This window comes from Pseudoalteromonas sp. S554, from assembly GCF_005930865.1.
Lineage (GTDB): Bacteria > Pseudomonadota > Gammaproteobacteria > Enterobacterales > Alteromonadaceae > Pseudoalteromonas > Pseudoalteromonas marina.
Map to the genome: position 1 here is coordinate 1 of NZ_PNDV01000044.1, position 19,222 is coordinate 19,222.

A 19,222-nucleotide genomic window follows, 5' to 3' on the forward strand; every position below is an offset into this window, starting at 1 on the left:
TCGGTCAATTAAATCTAGCCATTGTTGTGTTCGATTGGTTTGCATAACTCACTCCTGTTATTAAAAAGAAATGAGCTTAGCGAATATAAAATAAATGTTTAGGTGTGGTTTAGCCGACGGTTACCCCTAAATTAATTCGCGACTTTAAGCTATTTACACTTATTGATAACGCGAGCGCTCCGCATTTAGAAATAGGCGCAATTCACAACGACAATGGATATAAAGCGGTAAGGGAAGCGCTTTCGGCTCAATATAACTTAAGTAATCATGAACCTAACATACAAGTGTACGATGTTGATATCAGAGGGGATAGAGCGCTTACGCTTAGGTATGTGCCGCACAATAATATACCTTTAGCAAATACACATGAGGAAGTACTTAAGCATCTTTATAGATTATGGGGGTTTAAAGTAAAACTTGAACAAGTAGATAATAATGAAAAAATAACGACTATCGGACAATGCCCTAAAGATGACTCTCGACATACAACCGAGTGATTAAACTCAGAGCGGCAGACTAAAAATAATTAATAAAAAATGACGGTTAAGCGTCATTTTTTATATCGGCATAGGCAGTTACTTTATTTCGTCCATTCTTTTTAGATTGATACATAGCTTTATCTGCAGCTTCTATCCAGCGCTCATGGTCTTTAAACTCATTACTAAAACAGGCAAAACCAATACTCACTGTTACTTTAACTTCAAGTTGTTTATACATAACAGGACTTTGCTCAATTAATACCCTTAAGCGTTCAGCAAAAATTTCAGCCCCCTTTTCATCGGTATCTAATAAAGTAACTACAAACTCCTCACCACCGTACCTTCCTGCGATGTCCGTTTCGCGTAGTGTCGTTTTTAAAAGTTTTGACAAGTGGCGTAGTGCTTCATCACCACACGTGTGGCCATATTCATCATTTACGACTTTAAATCGATCGATATCAAACATCAGCAATGCACTAGAACCGCCATTGCGCTTAGTACGCAAAAACTCTTGCTTGAGCGTACTCTCCCAATGACCACGGTTATACAATTGAGTGAGGCTATCTGTTTGGCTTACTTGCTCTAGGCGGGCATTTAAATCCTCTAATTCTTTTTTATTTACCGCAATATCAGTTACATCATATAAGATAATACATATATGACTGACTTCTGCACGAATATTAGTTAAAGGTATAAAAGTTGCATTTTGATACATATACTCGGCTTTACCAGTGATAGGACGGTAATTTTTAAACCTAAATATATAAGGTTGCTGTTCCCATATTGTGAATGAGCGATTTTTTAAAACAAATACGGATTCAGATTTACTTCTAAACCATTTTTCGTCTATTGCAGGAAACAAATCAAATAAATCTTTATGCTTTACCGCACTTGGTAATAAGCCGGAATGGTTTTCCATGAACCCATTCCAAACACACACTCGGTAATCTCTATCAAGTACAACAAGACCCACATCAACGGTATTAAACATATCCATTAACCAATGGATCTCATTCATATCTAAATCAGCAGCCATAACTTAATCTTCTAATAGGTAAGCAACTTTGTATTTCAAAGTTTTTAGTGAGTCTTCGGTAAATAACAACATTAAATCACAGTTTATGTTGTGATTTTCAATGCCATAGCTAATTTCAATTGCAAGAGTGCGTTGCCAACGAGACTTGTTTGCTTTTACCAGTTCAGACACATCTCTATGCTGACCTAACACAATTGGGTGTCCTTGGCTGAATGACATGTCGAGCTGCTTAGAAAGACCCGTAAGAATTGCACCAATAAGGATATTACTAATATCCATTAGTAGCTCAAGCTCAACGTTATCGGTGAGTACACCGTCATAATTCATTAAAGACGCAATTTCTTTAAAACTAGAATCGTTGAGTAATAATAATGCTTCGCCAGATACACCACCACCTATAAAGCCCTGGCACACACCAGAAGTAGACGCATTATTATCTATGGAGCGAAGTGCCATATCTAGCTCACTCACCTCGAGAATATTTACATTAGGGATTGGTAATTCGACAAATACATTGAGTAACCTTGCTAGTAAGTCACCAGCCTGCCCCATTGCGACATTCGTCAGTTCTTGGTAGATGTCTCGAACGTCAGGGTCAACTTGCTCACCTAATGCATGGGACAAGCGTTCACGCATAGCTTTGTCTTTAATTCCATGATGCTCTATTATTTCGGCAAGCTTTTCTGGTGAGCAGGGTTTTTGAATAAAATCGATAGCGCCTAAATCAAGCACTCGTTGGTGGGCATTAGGTTGTATGTCGCCAGATACCACAACAGTAAGCACATTTAAGCCTAACTCTTTCATTGCCATCAACACTTCATACCCGTCCATTTCAGGCATGTTTAAATCAAGGAATAGAATTTCTGGTTCAACCGCTTTTATTTGCTTTATGCAATCAACACCGTTAATTGCAAACTCAACCTTTATGTCCCAGTCTTCCGGCAATGAGCGAGCTAACTGGCGCCTCGCTAATTTGGAATCATCACATACTAATACTGATGTTGGCATACTATCTCTCTATTTTTAAACCAAGTATTAACATCACAAAATGATAGTGGCTTTTATTTTTATTATTTAAGATATTTTTTGTAACTATATGTTAATCAAAGTTTCAGCGGTTTACAATTTATAAATCTCATAACTAATTCTTATCAAGCAAGAACGCATAATCGCTTGGTTACTCATACGCAGTATAATACACTGTCGCTTATTGCGTTAATTTAAAAGGAAATACCTTATGTATCGTACGTTCGCGTTTGTACTGAGTGCATTTTGCTCCGTTGCTATGGCAGCCGATTATCCAGAAAACACGCTTGATGCAGGAAAAGTGTCAGTACAGGGCAAACCAATTACTTTAATGGGCGAAGGTGTCTCAGTAGGTGAAAGTGCGCCTGACTTTAAAGTAGTTGATGGTAACTTTACGCCTGTAACGCTCAAAAACTACAAAGGGCAAGCATTACTAATAAGCGTAGTACCAAGTTTAGATACCGGTGTGTGTAGTTTACAAACTAAGCACTTTAACGAAAAAGTGGCGCTAGAATTTCCAAGTATTGAAATATTGACTGTAAGCGCTGATTTACCGTTTGCCCAAAAACGATTTTGTAAAGCAGAGAACATAGATAAAGTCATCACATTATCTGATTCGGTATGGCGTGATTTTGGCCAAAAATATGGTGTGATTATAAAAGATATGGGGCTTCTAACGCGCTCTATTTTTATACTCGATAAGAGCCACAAAGTGATTTATAAGCAATTAGTGAGTAACCTCTCTACCGAGCCAGAATATGACAGCGTAATAGAAAAGCTTAAAACCTTATAGGTCTTTCTGTAAAACAAAAAAACCGCCAGCTGGCGGTTTTTTTGTGCGCTTTAAATTAACCTAAAAGCTCACCTAACTGTGCACTTACAACTTCTACGGCTTGTGTACCGTCAAGTTTATGGTACTGCGTGTTGCCTGCAGCGGCTTCAGCTTGGTAGTAATCAACCAACGGCATAGTTTGCTCATGGTAAATACCTAGACGTTTACGCACAGTCTCTTCTGTGTCGTCAGCGCGCACAATTAACTCTTCACCTGTTTCATCGTCTTTACCTTCCACTTTTGGAGGATTGTAAACAACATGGTAAACACGACCCGAGCCAGGATGAACACGACGTCCGCCCATACGCTCTACAATTACTTCATCAGCAACATCAAATTCAATAACGTGATCAACTACTACGCCATTTTCTTTCATTGCATCTGCTTGTGGAATGGTACGTGGAAAGCCATCTAGTAAAAAACCTTTTTCGCAATCAGCTTTAGCAATACGCTCTTTAACTAAACCAATAATGATATCGTCAGAAATTAGCTGACCTGCGTCCATTACTTTTTTTGCTTCTAAGCCAAGTGGAGTGCCTTCTTTAATTGCAGCACGTAGCATATCGCCAGTCGAAATTTGTGGAATACCGTACTTGTCCATTAAAAACTGAGCTTGAGTACCTTTACCTGCACCCGGCGCGCCCAAAAGAATAATGCGCATATCATTGTCCCCTAGTATGAGAGTTTATTTTTAAAGCCTGAATTCTTCCATAAGCGCCGCTGATACTCAAGCAACTTATACTAATTGCCTAGTTTATAGCGCATAAAAAAAGGAAGCCTAGGCTTCCTTATTTAATATGTACAATATTTGTACTTTTAATAACTTAATATAAATTTATTTGCTTAGCTCTAACATTAATTTATTTAGGCGTGTAACAAACCCTGTTGGGTCTTTTAATGTTCCGCGCTCTGCAAGTAATGCTTGGTCTAATAGGACATGTGACCATTGTGCAAATTTATCTTCATCTTGTTCGTCATTTAAATGTTTCACAAGTTGATGCTCTGGGTTTAGCTCAAACACAGGCTTAGCCTCTGGCGCCGCTTGACCAACAGACTCCATTAGCTTTTGCATTTGCGAGCTCATGTCGTTGTCATCACTTACAACACATGCTGGAGAGTCAGTTAAACGGTGTGTGAAACGCACTTCTTTAACATCTTCTCCTAAGGCTGTTTTAATGCGCTCTACTAAGCCGGCCATCTCTTTTTCAGACTCTTCTTGCGCTTTCTTTGTCTCTTCATCATCAAGCTTGCCTAGGTCTAAGTCACCACGTGTGATTGACTGAAGTGGCTTATCTGCAAACTCAGTTAGGTGGCTCATCATCCACTCGTCAACACGGTCGCTTAGTAATAATACCTCAATGCCTTTTTTGCGGAAAATCTCTAAATGCGGCGAGTTTTTAGCAGCGGTAAAGGTATCGGCTACCACGTAATATATTTTATCTTGCCCTTCGTTCATGCGCTCAACATATTGCTCAAGCGACACATCTTGCGTCTGTGAATCTGTATGAGTAGAAGAAAAACGAAGTAACTTGCAAATCGCTTCTTTATTTGCAGCGTCTTCCGCTGGGCCTTCTTTCATCACCTGACCAAACTCATTCCAAAATACTTGGTAATCGTCAGCTTTGTTTTTAGCCATACGCTCAAGCATTTTAATGATACGCGAGGTACACCCTTTACGAATCGCTTGGGTTACTTTGTTATCTTGTAAAATTTCACGCGATACATTTAATGGTAAATCGTTTGAATCTAATAAACCCTTAACAAAACGTAAGTAGCTTGGCATAAACTGCTCAGCATCATCCATTACAAACACACGTTGAACGTATAGTTTTAAACCACTTTGACGCTCACGGTTCCATAAATCGAAAGGTGCCTTTTTAGGGATATATAAAAGGCTAGTGTACTCAGTTTTACCTTCAACTTTATTATGTGCCCAGCTTAGCGGATCTTCCCAGTCATGGCTCACATGCTTGTAAAACTCTTTGTATTCTTCATCAGAAAGCTCTGATTTATCACGCGTCCACAATGCCGTGGCGCGGTTAATGCTTTCCCACTCACCCGGTACTGCTGGAATCTTTTCGCCATCTTCGCCTTCAGATTCTGGTACTTCTGCTTTGTACATTTGAACAGGCGTAGAAATATGATCTGAGTATTTAGTCACAATGCTACGTAAACGGAATTCGTCTGCAAATTCTTTTTCGTCTTCGCGAAGGTGTAAAGTAATTTCGGTACCACGGCCTTCTTTTTCAATTTCTTGCAGCGTGTACTCGCCTTCACCTTTAGACTCCCACTCATAAGCAGTTGTTTCACCCGCTTTACGTGTGCGAACAGTCACTAAATCAGCAACAATAAATGCAGAGTAAAAACCAACACCAAACTGACCAATAAGTTGTGAATCTTTGCTCTGATCGCCCGTTAAGTTTTTGAAAAACTCAGCAGTGCCCGATTTTGCAATAGTGCCTAAAGAGTTAATCACTTCTTCACGCGTCATACCGATGCCGTTATCTGAAATAGTAACGGTATTGGCCTCTTTATCTGCGCTGATACGAACGCGAAGGTCTGCATCACCTTGGTAAAGATCACCATTTGAAAGCGCTAAAAAACGTAGCTTGTCGGCTGCATCTGATGCGTTTGATACAAGCTCACGTAAAAAAATCTCTTTGTTTGAATAAAGAGAATGAATCATTAAGTTTAATAGCTTGCCCGTATCAGAGCCAAACTGATGTTTTGTAATGTTTTTTTCTTCTGCCATGATAGTGCCTTTTTGTATTTTGGTACACACTTTGGTACTCGTTACGATTTTACATGAAATGTTAATTAACTAACATGGACTAGAATATTGTGATTTGAGGTGAGTAATTCAAGTGTTTTACTTCAAATTTCTCGTAGACTTAAGGCTTGACCTAATATAGCTTATTTACGCGATATTAATAAAGGCAATTTTAAGATGCACATATTATTAATGCTATTAGGTTTGATCATAGGTTTGTCACTCGGCACCAATGTAACTTGGTTAATCGGTTTTCCTGTGATGTTGCTTAGTCTGCTTTTTTTAAATGTGGGAACTGCGGCCTGGCGTGAAAGACAAGAAGCCTTCGCATTGTTTTTTGGCTTATGCTGTGGCGCACTTATCTTTGTCTCTAATTTAATATGGTAGGTTGATTGATCCGATACTCTGTTAAAAGCCCTCTTTATTGAGGGCTTTTTATTTCTACCACTCCCCTAAATTCAACGTTACATAAGCTTTGTGATAAATGGCGTTTATTTTGCGCTGAATATCGTCCAGCTTTTCGCGCTTTTGTTTGCCATCTAATTTGTCATTATCATTTATCGCTTTTTGCATTTTTCGCAACTTGGAGATCATGCGCTGAACTTTAGCCAGTGTTGCTTTAGAACGTAACTTTTTACCATCTTTTTCTATAAGCTCTTTTTGTCTTGCAGTGTCGCCCAATTCCATTGCGCGTTTATAACTTCCGTAAGCTTGGTTTGCTGCGTCCAGGGCTTCATAAAAATCAGTTGCAAACTTGGTGTTGGTTTTTGGTCCACTCCCTTGATAAAACGCTTTGATTACAGGGTAGCGACTAACCGGTGTATCTGGCGACTCTTTACCCATAATCTGACGAGCCACAATGTCACTTGCGCCCAATACGTAACCACCAATTGTACCAGTGTAGCCTTTGATTAAGTGCTCTACCTTCTTAGGTGAAACGCCAAGCTGCTGAGCAATCGCTTTGGCCGTGTCGCTTGTATAAGCGTTGTAACGGTCCTCTGCTTGCTTGTTCTGATCGGCCATCCCTTCAATTGGCGAGCCTTTAAAGAATGATTTATTTATCATAACTTCCGCTGCAGGCAAGACCATTTGAGGTATTGGGTTTAACGCCATTGTATTGAATACGGCATTAGCAACCGACTTCCCTAAATCCTTATCTGTTTGCGTTCCCGTTCCGTAATGAAAAAGTCGCTCTGGTAGCGTGCCGAAAATAATACCAAGCTCAAACGGTTTAGGTATTCTTATATGCTCGCCATCAGCAAAGAAATGCCAATTCATATCCTTATCCCAATCAGGCAATTGCTGGTATTCTTCATCGTCATCATTAGCCCAAGCCAGGGCCATGCTAATTCCTGCGACTTTAATGCCTTTCATTGCTAGATTCGCACTTAGTACGCGCAATGCTCTATCGTCATTGCTTGCTTTAGCTGCTCTAACAAGCTTGCTCATACCTTGCAGGCGCGCGTTAAAGAATGGGAGCATATCAATCATTGTGCCGATTAGTGCAAAGTTACCTTTTAAGCTGTAGTCCATTAAATCCTTTGCTTCATAAGCTGCTTGGCGCTTGCTCTTTCCTGCTGCTATAGCCGCCTCATAGGTGCTTAATCGGTTAGCATTTTCAACTTTGTCACTAATGCCGCGATACTTCTCTAATAAAGTAGCGCCACTGGTAACAATGGTCGCCATGTACCCCTCAACTTCATTGCTACTCAAGCCTTTGGATCTAAGAGCTCGGCGCATTTGCTGTGCGCCGGCCTCTGGATCGGCACCATGAATGTAACCACCCTGGAACGCTGCGCCACTGAATATCAAATCTCGGTAGGCTTCATCCTCTTTAAATGCTTTTTTAAGTCCTTTTACGCTATCAGAGCCAAATGTAAAACCATCCTTATTGATCATCCAGGCATGGGCCGCATCACGTACAAAGTTTTTAAATATAAAATCTGGCGACAGTGTTATGCCTGCAGTTAAAAAGCGTTTAGCGCTTCGTCCTATTTTGTTGAAAAGGCTTCGACTACCAATGTCATTAACTTGAATTAGCGCTCTTAGTAAAGCCGGGTCACTCACAACATAGGCTTGAGGCTTGCCGTTAACCATCACTTTAACTTTGCCAAGTTTATTTAAGTCTTGCTGGCTTAAGCTTGCAATATCTTCACTTGTTTCAGATTTTAAATAATCAGTGCCATCAAGGTTATTAACAACCTCTTGCATAGCCTTGTTTTTCAATGACGCATCAATTAGCGTGCTTTGTCGTCCAATAATATTCTCTAGTAAGTCTTTGGTTGATTGCACGCCACCTTTAAGGGATTTGATTTGCGCTGACTGGCCCGCAATACCTTTGCGCGTGTGCGGCTCGACAATCATGCGCTTTATGTCGTCCATTTCTGGATCTGTTTCACCCATATCACGGAAAAATGGCACGTAGTATTCTTCATCAAATGCGGACCGTTGAGCTTCACTTAACAAGCCTGCTTGCTGTGCCATATCAAGAATAGCTGAATTAACCTTGTTGTATTCTAAGCGCGTTTGCTCGAATAGGCGCTCTTTACCATTGGCAAGTGCTTTAAGTTCAGCAATATCACTATCGGTTAAGTTGTTTTCTCTGCCCTGGGCTTTTAACTGTTCAGCCCTGTGCGCGCCCATCCATGCAAGCCAGTTGTTAAGATCATCACCAACCATGCCAAACACTTCGAGTAAACCTTTAGTGTCCGCTTTACGTTGTACTATTCCATTACGCCACTGCGGTGCACCGTAGTTAAATACACCGTGTAGAACATCGGCCAAACCTGACGCAAGGCGTGCACTAACATAGCCTTGTCTATTTGGGTCTGTTACGCCGGCTGCTATTTCTGCGTTTTTAATGCCTGATAAGCCATCAAATATCCCTTCGTTTAATCGGTTCCAAAATGGCGAGCTCTTTAATGTATCAACTGTTTTGTTAACTTTGTCTTTAGCCATATCTGAAAACGTTTTTGCTGCTTGTTCTTCAAGGCCAAGCTTTTGTTTTGCTGTCCGGGTATCTTCTTCGGTGGTCCGGCTAAACTTAAATGGCTCTGTACTTCCTGATAGTTTATGAGCTTCATAATCGCTAATACCATCCCTCTCAAGATAACCGATAATGTCATCTTTAAGTTGAGGCGATAAATCAGAGAAGTCGCTGCTGTAAAAGTTATTTGATTTAGCGTCAAGCTCTGCTGAGACAGGGCTTATATCCCTAACCGTTAAGCCATTTTTAACAACTTGTTTTTCAAGTGGTGAATAGTCTGCCGTTAATGATTTTATAGACCTCTTAGCTGTAAAAGAGTCCGTACCCTCCCAAAACCCGTTAGGATCAAGTTGATTTAAAACAGACTCAATATCTGACTGCCCAAAGTTATCTATATTATTTACAACCCACTCTATAGGCTTTTTGACTTTATTAATGTTGATAGGCTTATCAATCTCGCCGTTAAAGCTGGCATTTTTACCAGTTGTTCTACTAAGTTTCTTACCTGATTGACTGTAGGCTAAGTTGCTTTCCTTTTGACTTACAGGATCACGCTGCGCCTTGAAACCTTTCACTATACTTTCAAGCATATCACGCATCGCTGTCAACTCGTCATCTTCACGATAAACGATACCAAGCTTATCTAGCTGCTTACGAATAAAGCGTTTAAGCGCCTGCCACCAGTATTTAACCTCGCCCTTGCTTGGTTCGTTTTCAACAAAGCGTGCAAAAATTTCTTCCGCTTTTACATTGTCGTCCATATCCCAATAGTCGTTATTGGCATCTTTCCAGTATTTCTCAAATGCCTTGCGGCCTTTGGTCTTTTTAATGCGATCAATAAACGCTTGTTTTGCTTCTTTACCAATAACGGTATCAAGTCCACCATGCGCGATAGTTTCATGTGCTAGCGTTTGCTTTAAGTCTGTTACGCTATCAATGTTTTCAGCAATAACATAAACAGTATTGGACATTTCGCTATAGGCACCCTTAACAGTTGCGCCGTCCAAGCTCATGCGCCATAGCTTTTCTGCGGTGGCGGTATCTTCTAGTATATTAACAGTGATGCCGTTGGCGCCGTTCAAGCCTTTGATAAAATTGTTAGCTATCTCTTGAGCTTTATCTGCTTTTACGCCTTGCGATTTTTTATTTGATTTTGACTTTGAAAATAAACGTATTCCTTCATTTGTATTTTCACTTTCAATTGTGTCGAACAAGGTTTGGTAAGCAGGATTTATTTTTTCTTGCTCAGCTTTGTTTGGGTATGGATAGGTACTATTTGATTCTAAACCTAGCGATTCCGCAGCAGTCCACGCTTCATCAAGCACTACATTTGCAAGGTAGTCGTTAGTTATGCCTTGCTGTTTTAATTTATCTATAATGTAAGTTTCAAATGATCGCGCTGTCATTTCGATAGTCGTTGCCCAATAAGCTTTAGAGCGCCTGGTGTCTAATTGCTTTGAGCGCTCAGGCAATCCGCTTTGCACGATGGCATTTCTTACATGTTTAAAAGCGTTTGCCATTTCAGGGCGTATTTCATCTGTGGATAGTGTGTATGGCGACTCCGTTATAAACTCTGTGTTAGGCCTTTGCTTACCAAAGTAGTTATCCAGTGCGTGCCACCATTCGTGCGCTAGAGAACCTGCACCGGCTTTTTTAGTAAGGTTAATAACAACGCTGTTTGGTTCGTAATGTGCAGCTGCAGGATTTTTTCCACCTTTACCTCGCGCACCAAATGCGAGCCCTAGCTTACCGTTTAAACTTAATGCTTTTGGTGGTAAGTCTAATGCTTCAGCTAAATCCATTAATCCATCGTAAGCTTGGTTTAGATTCTTTTGGCGCTTAGCTTGTTCTACCCAATTACCAAACTCTACACCTCTAAAGCCAAACGTTTCACCAAACGTATCAGGCGTTACATTTTCAGCATAGCGTTCTGGTCCTATGCGTTCAGCATTAACCGGCTTACGCATACTAGGTGTTTCTTTTATTTTCTGTAGCGTTTGCTCGACTTCTTCGCGATTATTTTTAAGGTGATCTCTGGCTGCACCTAAATCATCAAATGACTTTATTTTTAAAACACCGCCTGCACCTTTCCAGCCAAGGTAAATATCTTTAGTGTATCGATCACGGTAAACACTTATTTTGCTTTTCTTGCCACTTGTCGCATTAGCGTTGTCAGCCTGTTCGGCTTTGATTACTTTAGTTAGCAGTGCCTGTACGTTACTTAACGTTTCGCTAGCGCCATCATAAACAGGACGCCCATTTCGCTCTATAAAGTAAAACACCTTACTAGGCGAGTATGTTTTACCGCCAAATACAGAGAAACTGCCAGAATTTATACGGTAGCCAGAAACGGTTTTTAATGTTTCAGTGTCGGCCTTTGCAATAGAGGGGATCGCGTCAACAATTGCCGATAAGTTTGAGCTGTGATTACGCATTCTTTGCATAACACTTGCTATATCACGCTCACCGCTCATTAAGTCTGATGCAAACGATTTTAGGGTATTAACTTTTTCAGCCCATCTTGCAACCTTACGAGCAACTCGTGGCTTTGACGGTATTTCGCTTCTCATTGCAGCAATTAGCGCTACTGACTCCGCACTAACTCCTTTTTCTACAAGCTCTTTGTAGTTAGGCTCAGGCCATGCCTTGCTTAATGGTAGCTCAGTCGTGCTTTGCTGATCTTGTATTGCCTCACTAAAACCGCCCCATGCATCTTTACGTGCGCCGCCAAGCTTTTCACCAAAGTCATCAATGCTTTCTTGCTTGAGCGTTGCTTGATTGGCTACTGATTGCTGCTCGTTAGTTTCAGGCTCTTGTGCTTTTGGCTCGTCAGTTTTTGTTCTGCCTGAGCTGTTAGGCTTTTCCGTATCGTTAGTTTGTGTTGCGCTTTGCTCTTGTGGCTTTTCAGTTGGCTGATCATCTAGTCCCAATTCTTTACGCAGTTCACTGTACGCTTGGCGATTAATGCTTTCTGGCGTATCGCTATTAAACTCTTGATACGTTTCAAACGACGATTCAGCTAGGGCTTTATCAATGGCTGGTTCATAACCTTCTTCTATTTTAGCCATGGCAACATCAAAGCCTGGCGAGCCCTTTTTTAGCCCTTGCTCTTTCACTTGGCTCTGTAGCCATTTGCGTTTAGTTGTTTTTAGTATTGGAGGGAGTTCGTTTGTTTGTTCAGTGGTTGCCGGCTCTTGTTCAATTAATTTACCAGTTTCGGCAGTTTCAACGGCTTTTTGTTCAGATTGTTTACCATTATCACCATTTAATTTACCAGTTGTGGAAACTTCTTCATTACCAGTGACAGTTAGTTTGCCAGCATCGTCCTGCGTTTCAGTACTGGGCATTTCTTTGGCTAATGGCACTAGTTGTTCAATTGGCGCATTTAAGCGGATCACTTTTACTGGTTCGCCTTTTTCACGGGCGGCTAACCATTGGTGATGACCGTCTAAAACATAGTTATCATTCGATACTAATATAGAGCGGTTACCGCCCTCAAACTCCATCGCTTTTTTGACCTTGGCGGGTGAAAATTCTTGCTGTGTTGGTCTTAACGATTGCGCTGGTACTTCATCTTTTTCACTGGCTATGTCACGCGCTTTCATAAAGTTAACCATGGCGCCGCGGTTTTCTGCTTTAATTTGCGGCATTTCTGAGCGCGGTATATTTTTAGTTTCGCTTTGCTGGCTAAACGCAGTCCATTCACCATCGATGGGGTCGCCCGCTAAGTTAGCGGTTGGTTGTGTGTTTGTTTCATCAATAGTTTCATTGCTTTGCGTTATGGTGCCCTCATCTGTGAGGGTAGCATCTGCTTGCTGTTTGTCCGCACTTATATCCGGAGCTGTATTAGGTGCGGTACTTGCATCGCTTTTGACGGTCCAGCCAAAACCATTATCAAAACTAACTGCTTTAGTTTTTTTGCCTGCTCTGCGTGCTGCTCGCGCTTCTTTACTCAGTAGCGCATCGCGTTTGGTTTTAAATGCTTCACCATTTTTAGCCACGTTAACGCCGCTTTCATTGCCTGCAAAAACAATATCTTTTTGTGGCAATAAATTTTGCGCGTCTTTACCGGCTTGCTTTATTTGCTCTGCTGCGCGCTGCTGTGGCCGGCCATCTTCACCAAAAATAATATCCTTTTGTTCAATGCCCTGTGGCTGCGCTTCTAAATCAGCTTGTGCACGCTCGCGCATTTCACGGTTTTGGGTTTGCTCTGTCGTTGGGAGCTTGCCTTGCGCTGGTACTGTTTGGCCTTCTATTGGGGCATTGTCTATGCCTTGCGCGTTTTGCGTATCTGGACCTAATAGCTCGCCTTCGTGCTGGTACTTCATAGGGCTAAAGCGATCATCTGGCGTTGGTGACTTATTAAATGCGGCCGCTTTTACTCGCTCGTCTACAGTAGGCGCGTTGTTGCCAGCATCTAAGTCTTTTAGCGACTGTTGTGCCGGACTTGTAAGCATATCACCGTACTGGCCTGCCGCTTTTGCTGTCTGATCAAAGCCTGCTTGCCTTGCGGCTGTTGGCGCATCGTAGTTAACATCATCATTTTTAAATGCAGGCGTTTCTACATCTTCTGGTATGGTTTGCGCTGCTTCTGCTTCTGCTTCTGCTTCTGCATCCGTTTCTGGCGCTATTTCCGGCTCTGCTGCGGCTGCAAATACGGGGTCATCAACACCAAATTTTTCTTTCATTGTACGGGCAACAATTGCTGACGCTTCAACCTCTGTAAAACCTTGCTTAATGGCTGAGTCGTATTGCTGCTTTTTAACTGTTTCAATGGCTTCTTCTGGCGTTGCGCCTGCTTCTACAAGCTGATCAACACCTTCCTTAACGGCTTCTGCTGATTTTTGTTGGTATCCCATAACCTTTTGCGCCGTTTCTGAGCCGGTACGCATAACGCCACCAACCAAAACGCCACCAACAAACGCCTCGTCTAAGCCTTCAAATTCATCAATGCTTTTGCCTGCGCCCCATTGCGCTAGTGCTTCTTGCCCTGTCTCAGTTAAACCCTCTGCGCCTGCGCCTTTCAGTATGCGCTTAGCAAAGGTTGGATCGCGTACCGCTTCGACCAGCTCACCACGGCCCATGCGTTTAGCCGTTTCGACTACGCCATCTTTTAAAATGTCTTTACCAAGTTGGCCCATGCTAACTTTGATACCTAAACGCTCAAGTAACATTTGCCCGGCACCGGACGCAACCGCTTTAACTTCGTCTTTTTCACCTTCGGGTTGTTTCTCGTAAGCTTCGTTAGCTAAGCCGCCTGCCATACCAAACGCACCAACACCGGTAGCCGCACCCGCCATGTAGGGCAGTGAGCCCGCAACTAGTTCGCCTGTGTAGCTACCTAAATCGCTGAGGCTTTCAATGTCCTTATATGATTTTACTGTCGGCTCGTATGCCTTTTGTTCTTCAACATTTCGTTCAATGCCTTCTTGAGCCCACTGCGATAACGCTCCGCCTTGACCTATTGCACGACCTATAGCACCCGTTTGTTCTTCCTCTGGCACTCCAACGTCAGTAAAGCCCTTAACGGCTCGGTACCCAATCTCTTGTAACTTATCAACACCTGCCCCTAGTGCTGCAGACATACCTCCTTCAGCTTCTGGCTTTGCAAAGGGATCGATAAATTCAATTTCTTTATTAGTAAATGGGTCTAATATTTTATTGGCCATTTGATAAGTACCCTTGTTGGATAGCTATTTGCGTAGCTTGTTGTTCAGTAAGATTTTTGTTGACTTCCATAAATTTATTGATAACACCGCTTGCATCGACACCATCTATCTTGCTTATATATTTAGCTTTATTTTTTCCATTTCCTGCCTCTGGCGGTTCTTCTATGGCTTTTTTGCCATATATCTCACCTAGCTTATTCTTGCGCTGCTCAAATTGGCTCCTAACTGCCGCTATCGCTTCCTTTTTATCCGCTTCTTCACTTGAGTCTTTTTCAGGTTTTCCATAGTTGTATTCTATTTCAGCAAGTGCACTCGATTCGTCCTCGATTATTTTTACCCTTGCCTTTCGGTACTCGGACTCTTGAGGGGCTTCTTTTTGCTGTGCGCTTCTTCTTCCAAAGTTTGCAGCAACTTCGTTCCCCATTTTGTCCCAGTATTCAGGGCGCTCTATCATGTCCGCCATCATTGCGCGCGTTTTGATGGTGCTAACCAACTCTTTAGGCGTATAGGTCATTACCGGGTCGTCACCTTCAGACGTTCGCCCCTTAGTCATTGGCTTGATTTCTTTTGCGCCATTTTCATAGGTAACTTGTAACGCCAGGGCTACGCTTCCATCTTCACGTTCAGCCGGCACAAAGCCAGCAAAATCCACGCTCGCAATTTTTGATTTGACGGTCTCGTTATACTGCCCAACGGATGAATTTATCTTGTCTTTAAATACACCGTTAAATAATTTAATTGTTTCAGGCGAGTTAGCTTCGGCCATATTTCCGCTTTTAATAACGGTATCAAGCTTTGTGCTTAATCCCTTTACCGCTTCACGATATTCAGGCTTCATGTAAGTACGCGGGTCCATGCCCTTATTGCGTGAAAGTACATCGTTTAAATCTTCGGGTACTTGGCCTGTTTCTCTGAATGACTGCCACGCTACAGGTATTGCCTGCTGATCTTTCTGCCACTGCGCTTGTTGTGTTTGATAATTTTGCTGCCACTCCCTTTGCTGCTTGTTTGCTTCTAGCGTTTCGTTGCGGTATTTGCTGGCTGATTCCGCTTGGCTTTCACGCCATTTAACATCGCTTTCGCGGTTGCTTCTTCGTTCTTCATCGAGCTTTGATTGACGTTCTAAACCATCTTGGTAGCGTTGATCGTTTCGCTTATCCATATCAGCAAGGCGAGCTTTATTGTCCTTGCGTGCTTGATAGCGTTCCATCATTTCAAAGCCCTTTAACGCCCCGTCTAAAAATGCGCCTGCCATACATTACCCCTTAAAGTGAACCCGCAACAAAACCAACCGCAGCACCAATAGCTGTTCCCCAGCCAGGCATAATCATTGTCCCAATCATTGCGCCTGAACCAGCGCCGCTAAGTTGTGCGCTTTTCTGCTGCTGGTCTAAGTTTTCGTTAGTCATTTCGCGGTTTTGTTCCATATCTGACAATGTTTTTAGTGAGCCCAAAGCTTTATTTTTCGTGCTTTGGCCCGCTTGCATAATTGAATAAGCCATTATTTACCACCTATATCGGCTAGGGATTTAGGCGCGCCGCCTTGCCCGGTTAAAATTTGATTTTGCAAATCGTCTACAGACTCGCGCGTTTCGTTATTTACAGACGCGGTTGTTAGCCCTTTTAATAGGCCGGTATTTGCTTTGCTTTGCTTTGTGTCGTCTGGTGTTAACCCGTAACGGCCCAGGCGTTGAGATTCAGACACCTTGGATTGTGCAAAGGATGTAGATATATTCTGCTCATTGCGGGCCATTTGCTCGTTAAGTAGCTTGTCGCTTGTTGCTAGGCCAAACAATTCCTCTTGTACGGGTAAAAATCGGTTCTTATAATCTTCAAATTGCTGGCGTGTTAAATCAGCAAGTGCGTTTTGGTACTTATCAACTCTGATCTCTGAGTTATCAATACCGTAAATGTCATATTCAAAATCATCACTCATAATCTTCTCCTATGTAGCCAACCCATCACCATAAGCGTTTGGATTGCCCGCTATAACATTATCCATATCAGCCAGGCTTTTTGTGTCTGGTAAGTTTTTGTAGTAACTACCGGCTGCGCCCGCTATTGCGCCCGCTGCGCCTAAAACAGAATCCGTTTGTTGTCTGCTATTGCTTGCATCATTAAACGCCTTACGCTGTGAACTGGTGGCTATATCGCTAAGTGTTGCGGTAGCCTCTTGAGACTGCCCTTGCCCCATTGCCATTACATTGCTCATTTTGCCAATAAAGCGCTCTTGGCCGGCCACTTGTGATCGTGACTTAGCATCACTGGTAACAGACGCTTCGGTGTCAGACATATCGCTAACAGCATCTTTAAACTTCCCACTGTTAGGGTTTATACCGCTTGCCTTCATGTTTGAAAGTCCGCCCTCGCTGGCTTCTGAAAACGACTTTTTATAGCCAAGATTGGTATTCTCGGATATATCATCATAAACACTTTCGTCATTGGCCTGCTTAGCATCTTCAATAACCTGATTTTCAAATGGAACAATGTTCTCTTGGTAGTAGCCCCATTCCTCGGCATATACCTTTGCTAGCTCTTTTTCATATTCGGTTTCTTTAACGTCAGTAGAACCGCCCATGCTTAACCTCTAATATAATTGCGCCATACTTTTAGACCTTTACGCTCACAAGCGAGCCGCCACCCATGACGGGGAGCTGCTTTATTAAAGCCCTTTCTAGCTGTTAAAAATTCGATGAATGAAGCATTGCCACGCTTAGCAAGCTCAATAATGTGTGGTTGATAGCGGATCATTGCGTTCCCGCCATGGCAAGACGCGACAGTGATCTCAATATATGTTTGGTTTTCAATGTGGCGGGGCCACAAAATAAAGAAACCATCAGGCACCAAAAACAAAAAAGCCCACTCATTTGAGCAGGCTTCGTTTAATTTTTGGTATAGGTGTGGGTCGTTTGCAATATTACCTATTCGAGTTATTGGCTCTTTAAGCCGGTCACGGTGTTTGAACCATGACACGCATTGCAAGTCAGACTTATCCATTATGTAGAAATACTAACCTATATTGGGGGGTTTATCCATTATGAAATTGTAGATCCGTCCTTGAATGCCGAACATATTGCTGTGCCTGTTATGTACGTACCATTGGACCCGCTATCAAACTTAACTGTGAATGTTCTTGATGTGTTTGCCGGCAAGGACGCAACAAAAGAGGGTAAAATAGAAGTTGAAATAGTATCGCCCCTCCCGTTCCATGTTTGCGTATCTAGCGCTATAGATGAGCCGCTTCGATAAAGTGACACCTCTACATTGAATGTTGATGAGGCGCTGTACCCTTGCCCGCTAGCTTGAACCCCTGAGATCACAATGTTCCTAGCAAAAGGAAGCGCCGACACAGTGAAGGACACAATACTTTTATCGGCACTTGTACTGTATACAATATCGATTTTTTTTGCCATCGCATCATATACATCACCTTCAAGATTTTGCGCATATACCGTACCGTAAAAGCTCGCATTTTGGCCGAACAATTGGTTGATATACGCCTGATCTATTTGCGCGCTACCAATGGCACCGTTGGCAATATACGTAGTCACATTCGAGCTCAATATTTTACTAAGTCCTGCAAATGGACCAAGAGAAGGCTTGCCGGTTACATCGTCATAGGCAATTGAGTTTAAGTAAGCTAGGTTGCCAAAATTTGGCTTTCCTGTGACTTCATTAAACGAAAGTGAACTCTTAGTTGCAAAACTTCCAAGCCCTGTAATTTTCGATGAAGGTATTGCGCCGGTTGATGACATAACAATGTTGCCGCTACTGTCTTTAATGGTTACAGACTCTAGCGTTGCGCTTTTTGCGAGCATGTTGCCGTTCGGATCAATCGAAAAGTTATTACTTCTTGCGCCGTTGCTTGGGTTATAGTTTATAGAAGGTGATGTAAAGCGAGATCCAACTATTACCCTGTTAGCAAGCAAGTCGTCAGTCACCAGGCTTTTAATAAATGCCTCGTCAATAATTGCAGTATTTATAACCGTTTTACCATCTGAGACAGCAAAAACAGGCGTTAAGTTGGTAGGATCTTGATCCGTTATAATTGAGAACTTAGCACCTTTAACCGCAAATATAGGGTCCACCCCATCATTCACTAGGCCAACACTAGATTGCAGGCCGTTAACGCTAGTCTTAACGCCCCATAAAGCAGAGAATACACCTTCGTTAGTCGCAACTGTTTGGCCTAGCACCTGTAAAGATGCGCCTAAACTATTGCCTTGCTCGTCCTCAATCTCGGATTTTAATAGCTGATTAGATACCGTTATAGCCTGCCCGACTTCGGCAGAGGTTAAGTAATCTGATTGCAGCGTAGATTCAACGCCCTCAATTTCTGAGCTTAACTGAGTTTGAGCGATTGATATTGCTTGGTTTACTTCAACGGTTGTTAAGTAATTAACATGCAAATCTGCGCCAACACT

At 42.3% G+C, this 19,222-nt stretch carries 12 protein-coding genes and 1 pseudogene; 2 read left to right on the forward strand and 11 right to left on the reverse strand.

What is annotated here, in order from left to right:
- Positions 1–119: 119 nt before the first annotated feature.
- A pseudogene (locus CWB65_RS11490) lies at positions 120–497 on the forward strand (SpoVR family protein); the annotation flags it as partial.
- Between the two features lie 46 nt (positions 498–543).
- Here the strand turns inward: CWB65_RS11490 and CWB65_RS11495 are convergent.
- Together CWB65_RS11495 and CWB65_RS11500 are read right to left on the reverse strand one after the other, a co-directional pair.
- Complete coding sequence (locus CWB65_RS11495) at positions 544–1,515, reverse strand: sensor domain-containing diguanylate cyclase (protein WP_006792404.1); 972 nt, start codon at positions 1,513–1,515, stop codon at positions 544–546.
- 3 nt (positions 1,516–1,518) lie between these two features.
- Complete coding sequence (locus CWB65_RS11500; RefSeq protein WP_138740614.1) at positions 1,519–2,523, reverse strand: response regulator; 1,005 nt, start codon at positions 2,521–2,523, stop codon at positions 1,519–1,521.
- A gap of 229 nt (positions 2,524–2,752) precedes the next feature.
- On the opposite strand from CWB65_RS11500, the gene tpx reads away from it, so the two are divergent.
- Positions 2,753–3,334, forward strand: coding sequence for a thiol peroxidase (gene tpx / locus CWB65_RS11505; RefSeq protein WP_008129835.1), 582 nt, complete (start codon positions 2,753–2,755; stop codon positions 3,332–3,334).
- Positions 3,335–3,389: 55 nt separating this feature from the next.
- On the opposite strand, the gene adk is transcribed toward tpx, so the two are convergent.
- From adk to CWB65_RS11550, 9 genes are all read right to left on the reverse strand, one after another.
- Positions 3,390–4,034, reverse strand: coding sequence for an adenylate kinase (adk, locus tag CWB65_RS11510; RefSeq protein ID WP_006792401.1), 645 nt, complete (start codon positions 4,032–4,034; stop codon positions 3,390–3,392).
- A gap of 174 nt (positions 4,035–4,208) precedes the next feature.
- Positions 4,209–6,125: a molecular chaperone HtpG gene (htpG, locus tag CWB65_RS11515; protein ID WP_138740615.1), complete on the reverse strand. Its 1,917-nt coding sequence runs from the start codon at positions 6,123–6,125 to the stop codon at positions 4,209–4,211.
- Positions 6,126–6,584: 459 nt separating this feature from the next.
- Positions 6,585–14,798, reverse strand: coding sequence for an LPD38 domain-containing protein (locus tag CWB65_RS11520; protein WP_138740616.1), 8,214 nt, complete (start codon positions 14,796–14,798; stop codon positions 6,585–6,587).
- Positions 14,788–16,053, reverse strand: a complete 1,266-nt coding sequence (locus CWB65_RS11525) for a hypothetical protein (protein WP_138740617.1) — start codon at positions 16,051–16,053, stop codon at positions 14,788–14,790. Before CWB65_RS11525 ends, CWB65_RS11520 begins: the two co-directional genes overlap by 11 nt.
- Positions 16,054–16,063: 10 nt before the next feature.
- Positions 16,064–16,300, reverse strand: coding sequence for a hypothetical protein (locus CWB65_RS19920; protein WP_212750947.1), 237 nt, complete (start codon positions 16,298–16,300; stop codon positions 16,064–16,066).
- The gene (locus tag CWB65_RS11535; RefSeq protein ID WP_138740618.1) at positions 16,300–16,734 is read right to left on the reverse strand and encodes a hypothetical protein; all 435 of its coding nucleotides are present in this window, start codon (positions 16,732–16,734) and stop codon (positions 16,300–16,302) included. Before CWB65_RS11535 ends, CWB65_RS19920 begins: the two co-directional genes overlap by 1 nt.
- 9 nt (positions 16,735–16,743) lie before the next feature.
- The gene (locus CWB65_RS11540; RefSeq protein WP_138740619.1) at positions 16,744–17,376 is read right to left on the reverse strand and encodes a hypothetical protein; all 633 of its coding nucleotides are present in this window, start codon (positions 17,374–17,376) and stop codon (positions 16,744–16,746) included.
- 2 nt (positions 17,377–17,378) lie between these two features.
- Positions 17,379–17,795, reverse strand: a complete 417-nt coding sequence (locus CWB65_RS11545) for a hypothetical protein (RefSeq protein ID WP_138740620.1) — start codon at positions 17,793–17,795, stop codon at positions 17,379–17,381.
- Positions 17,796–17,833: 38 nt separating this feature from the next.
- On the reverse strand, positions 17,834–19,222 hold a 1,389-nt coding region (locus tag CWB65_RS11550), incomplete at its 5' end, for a phage tail tip fiber protein (protein ID WP_212750948.1).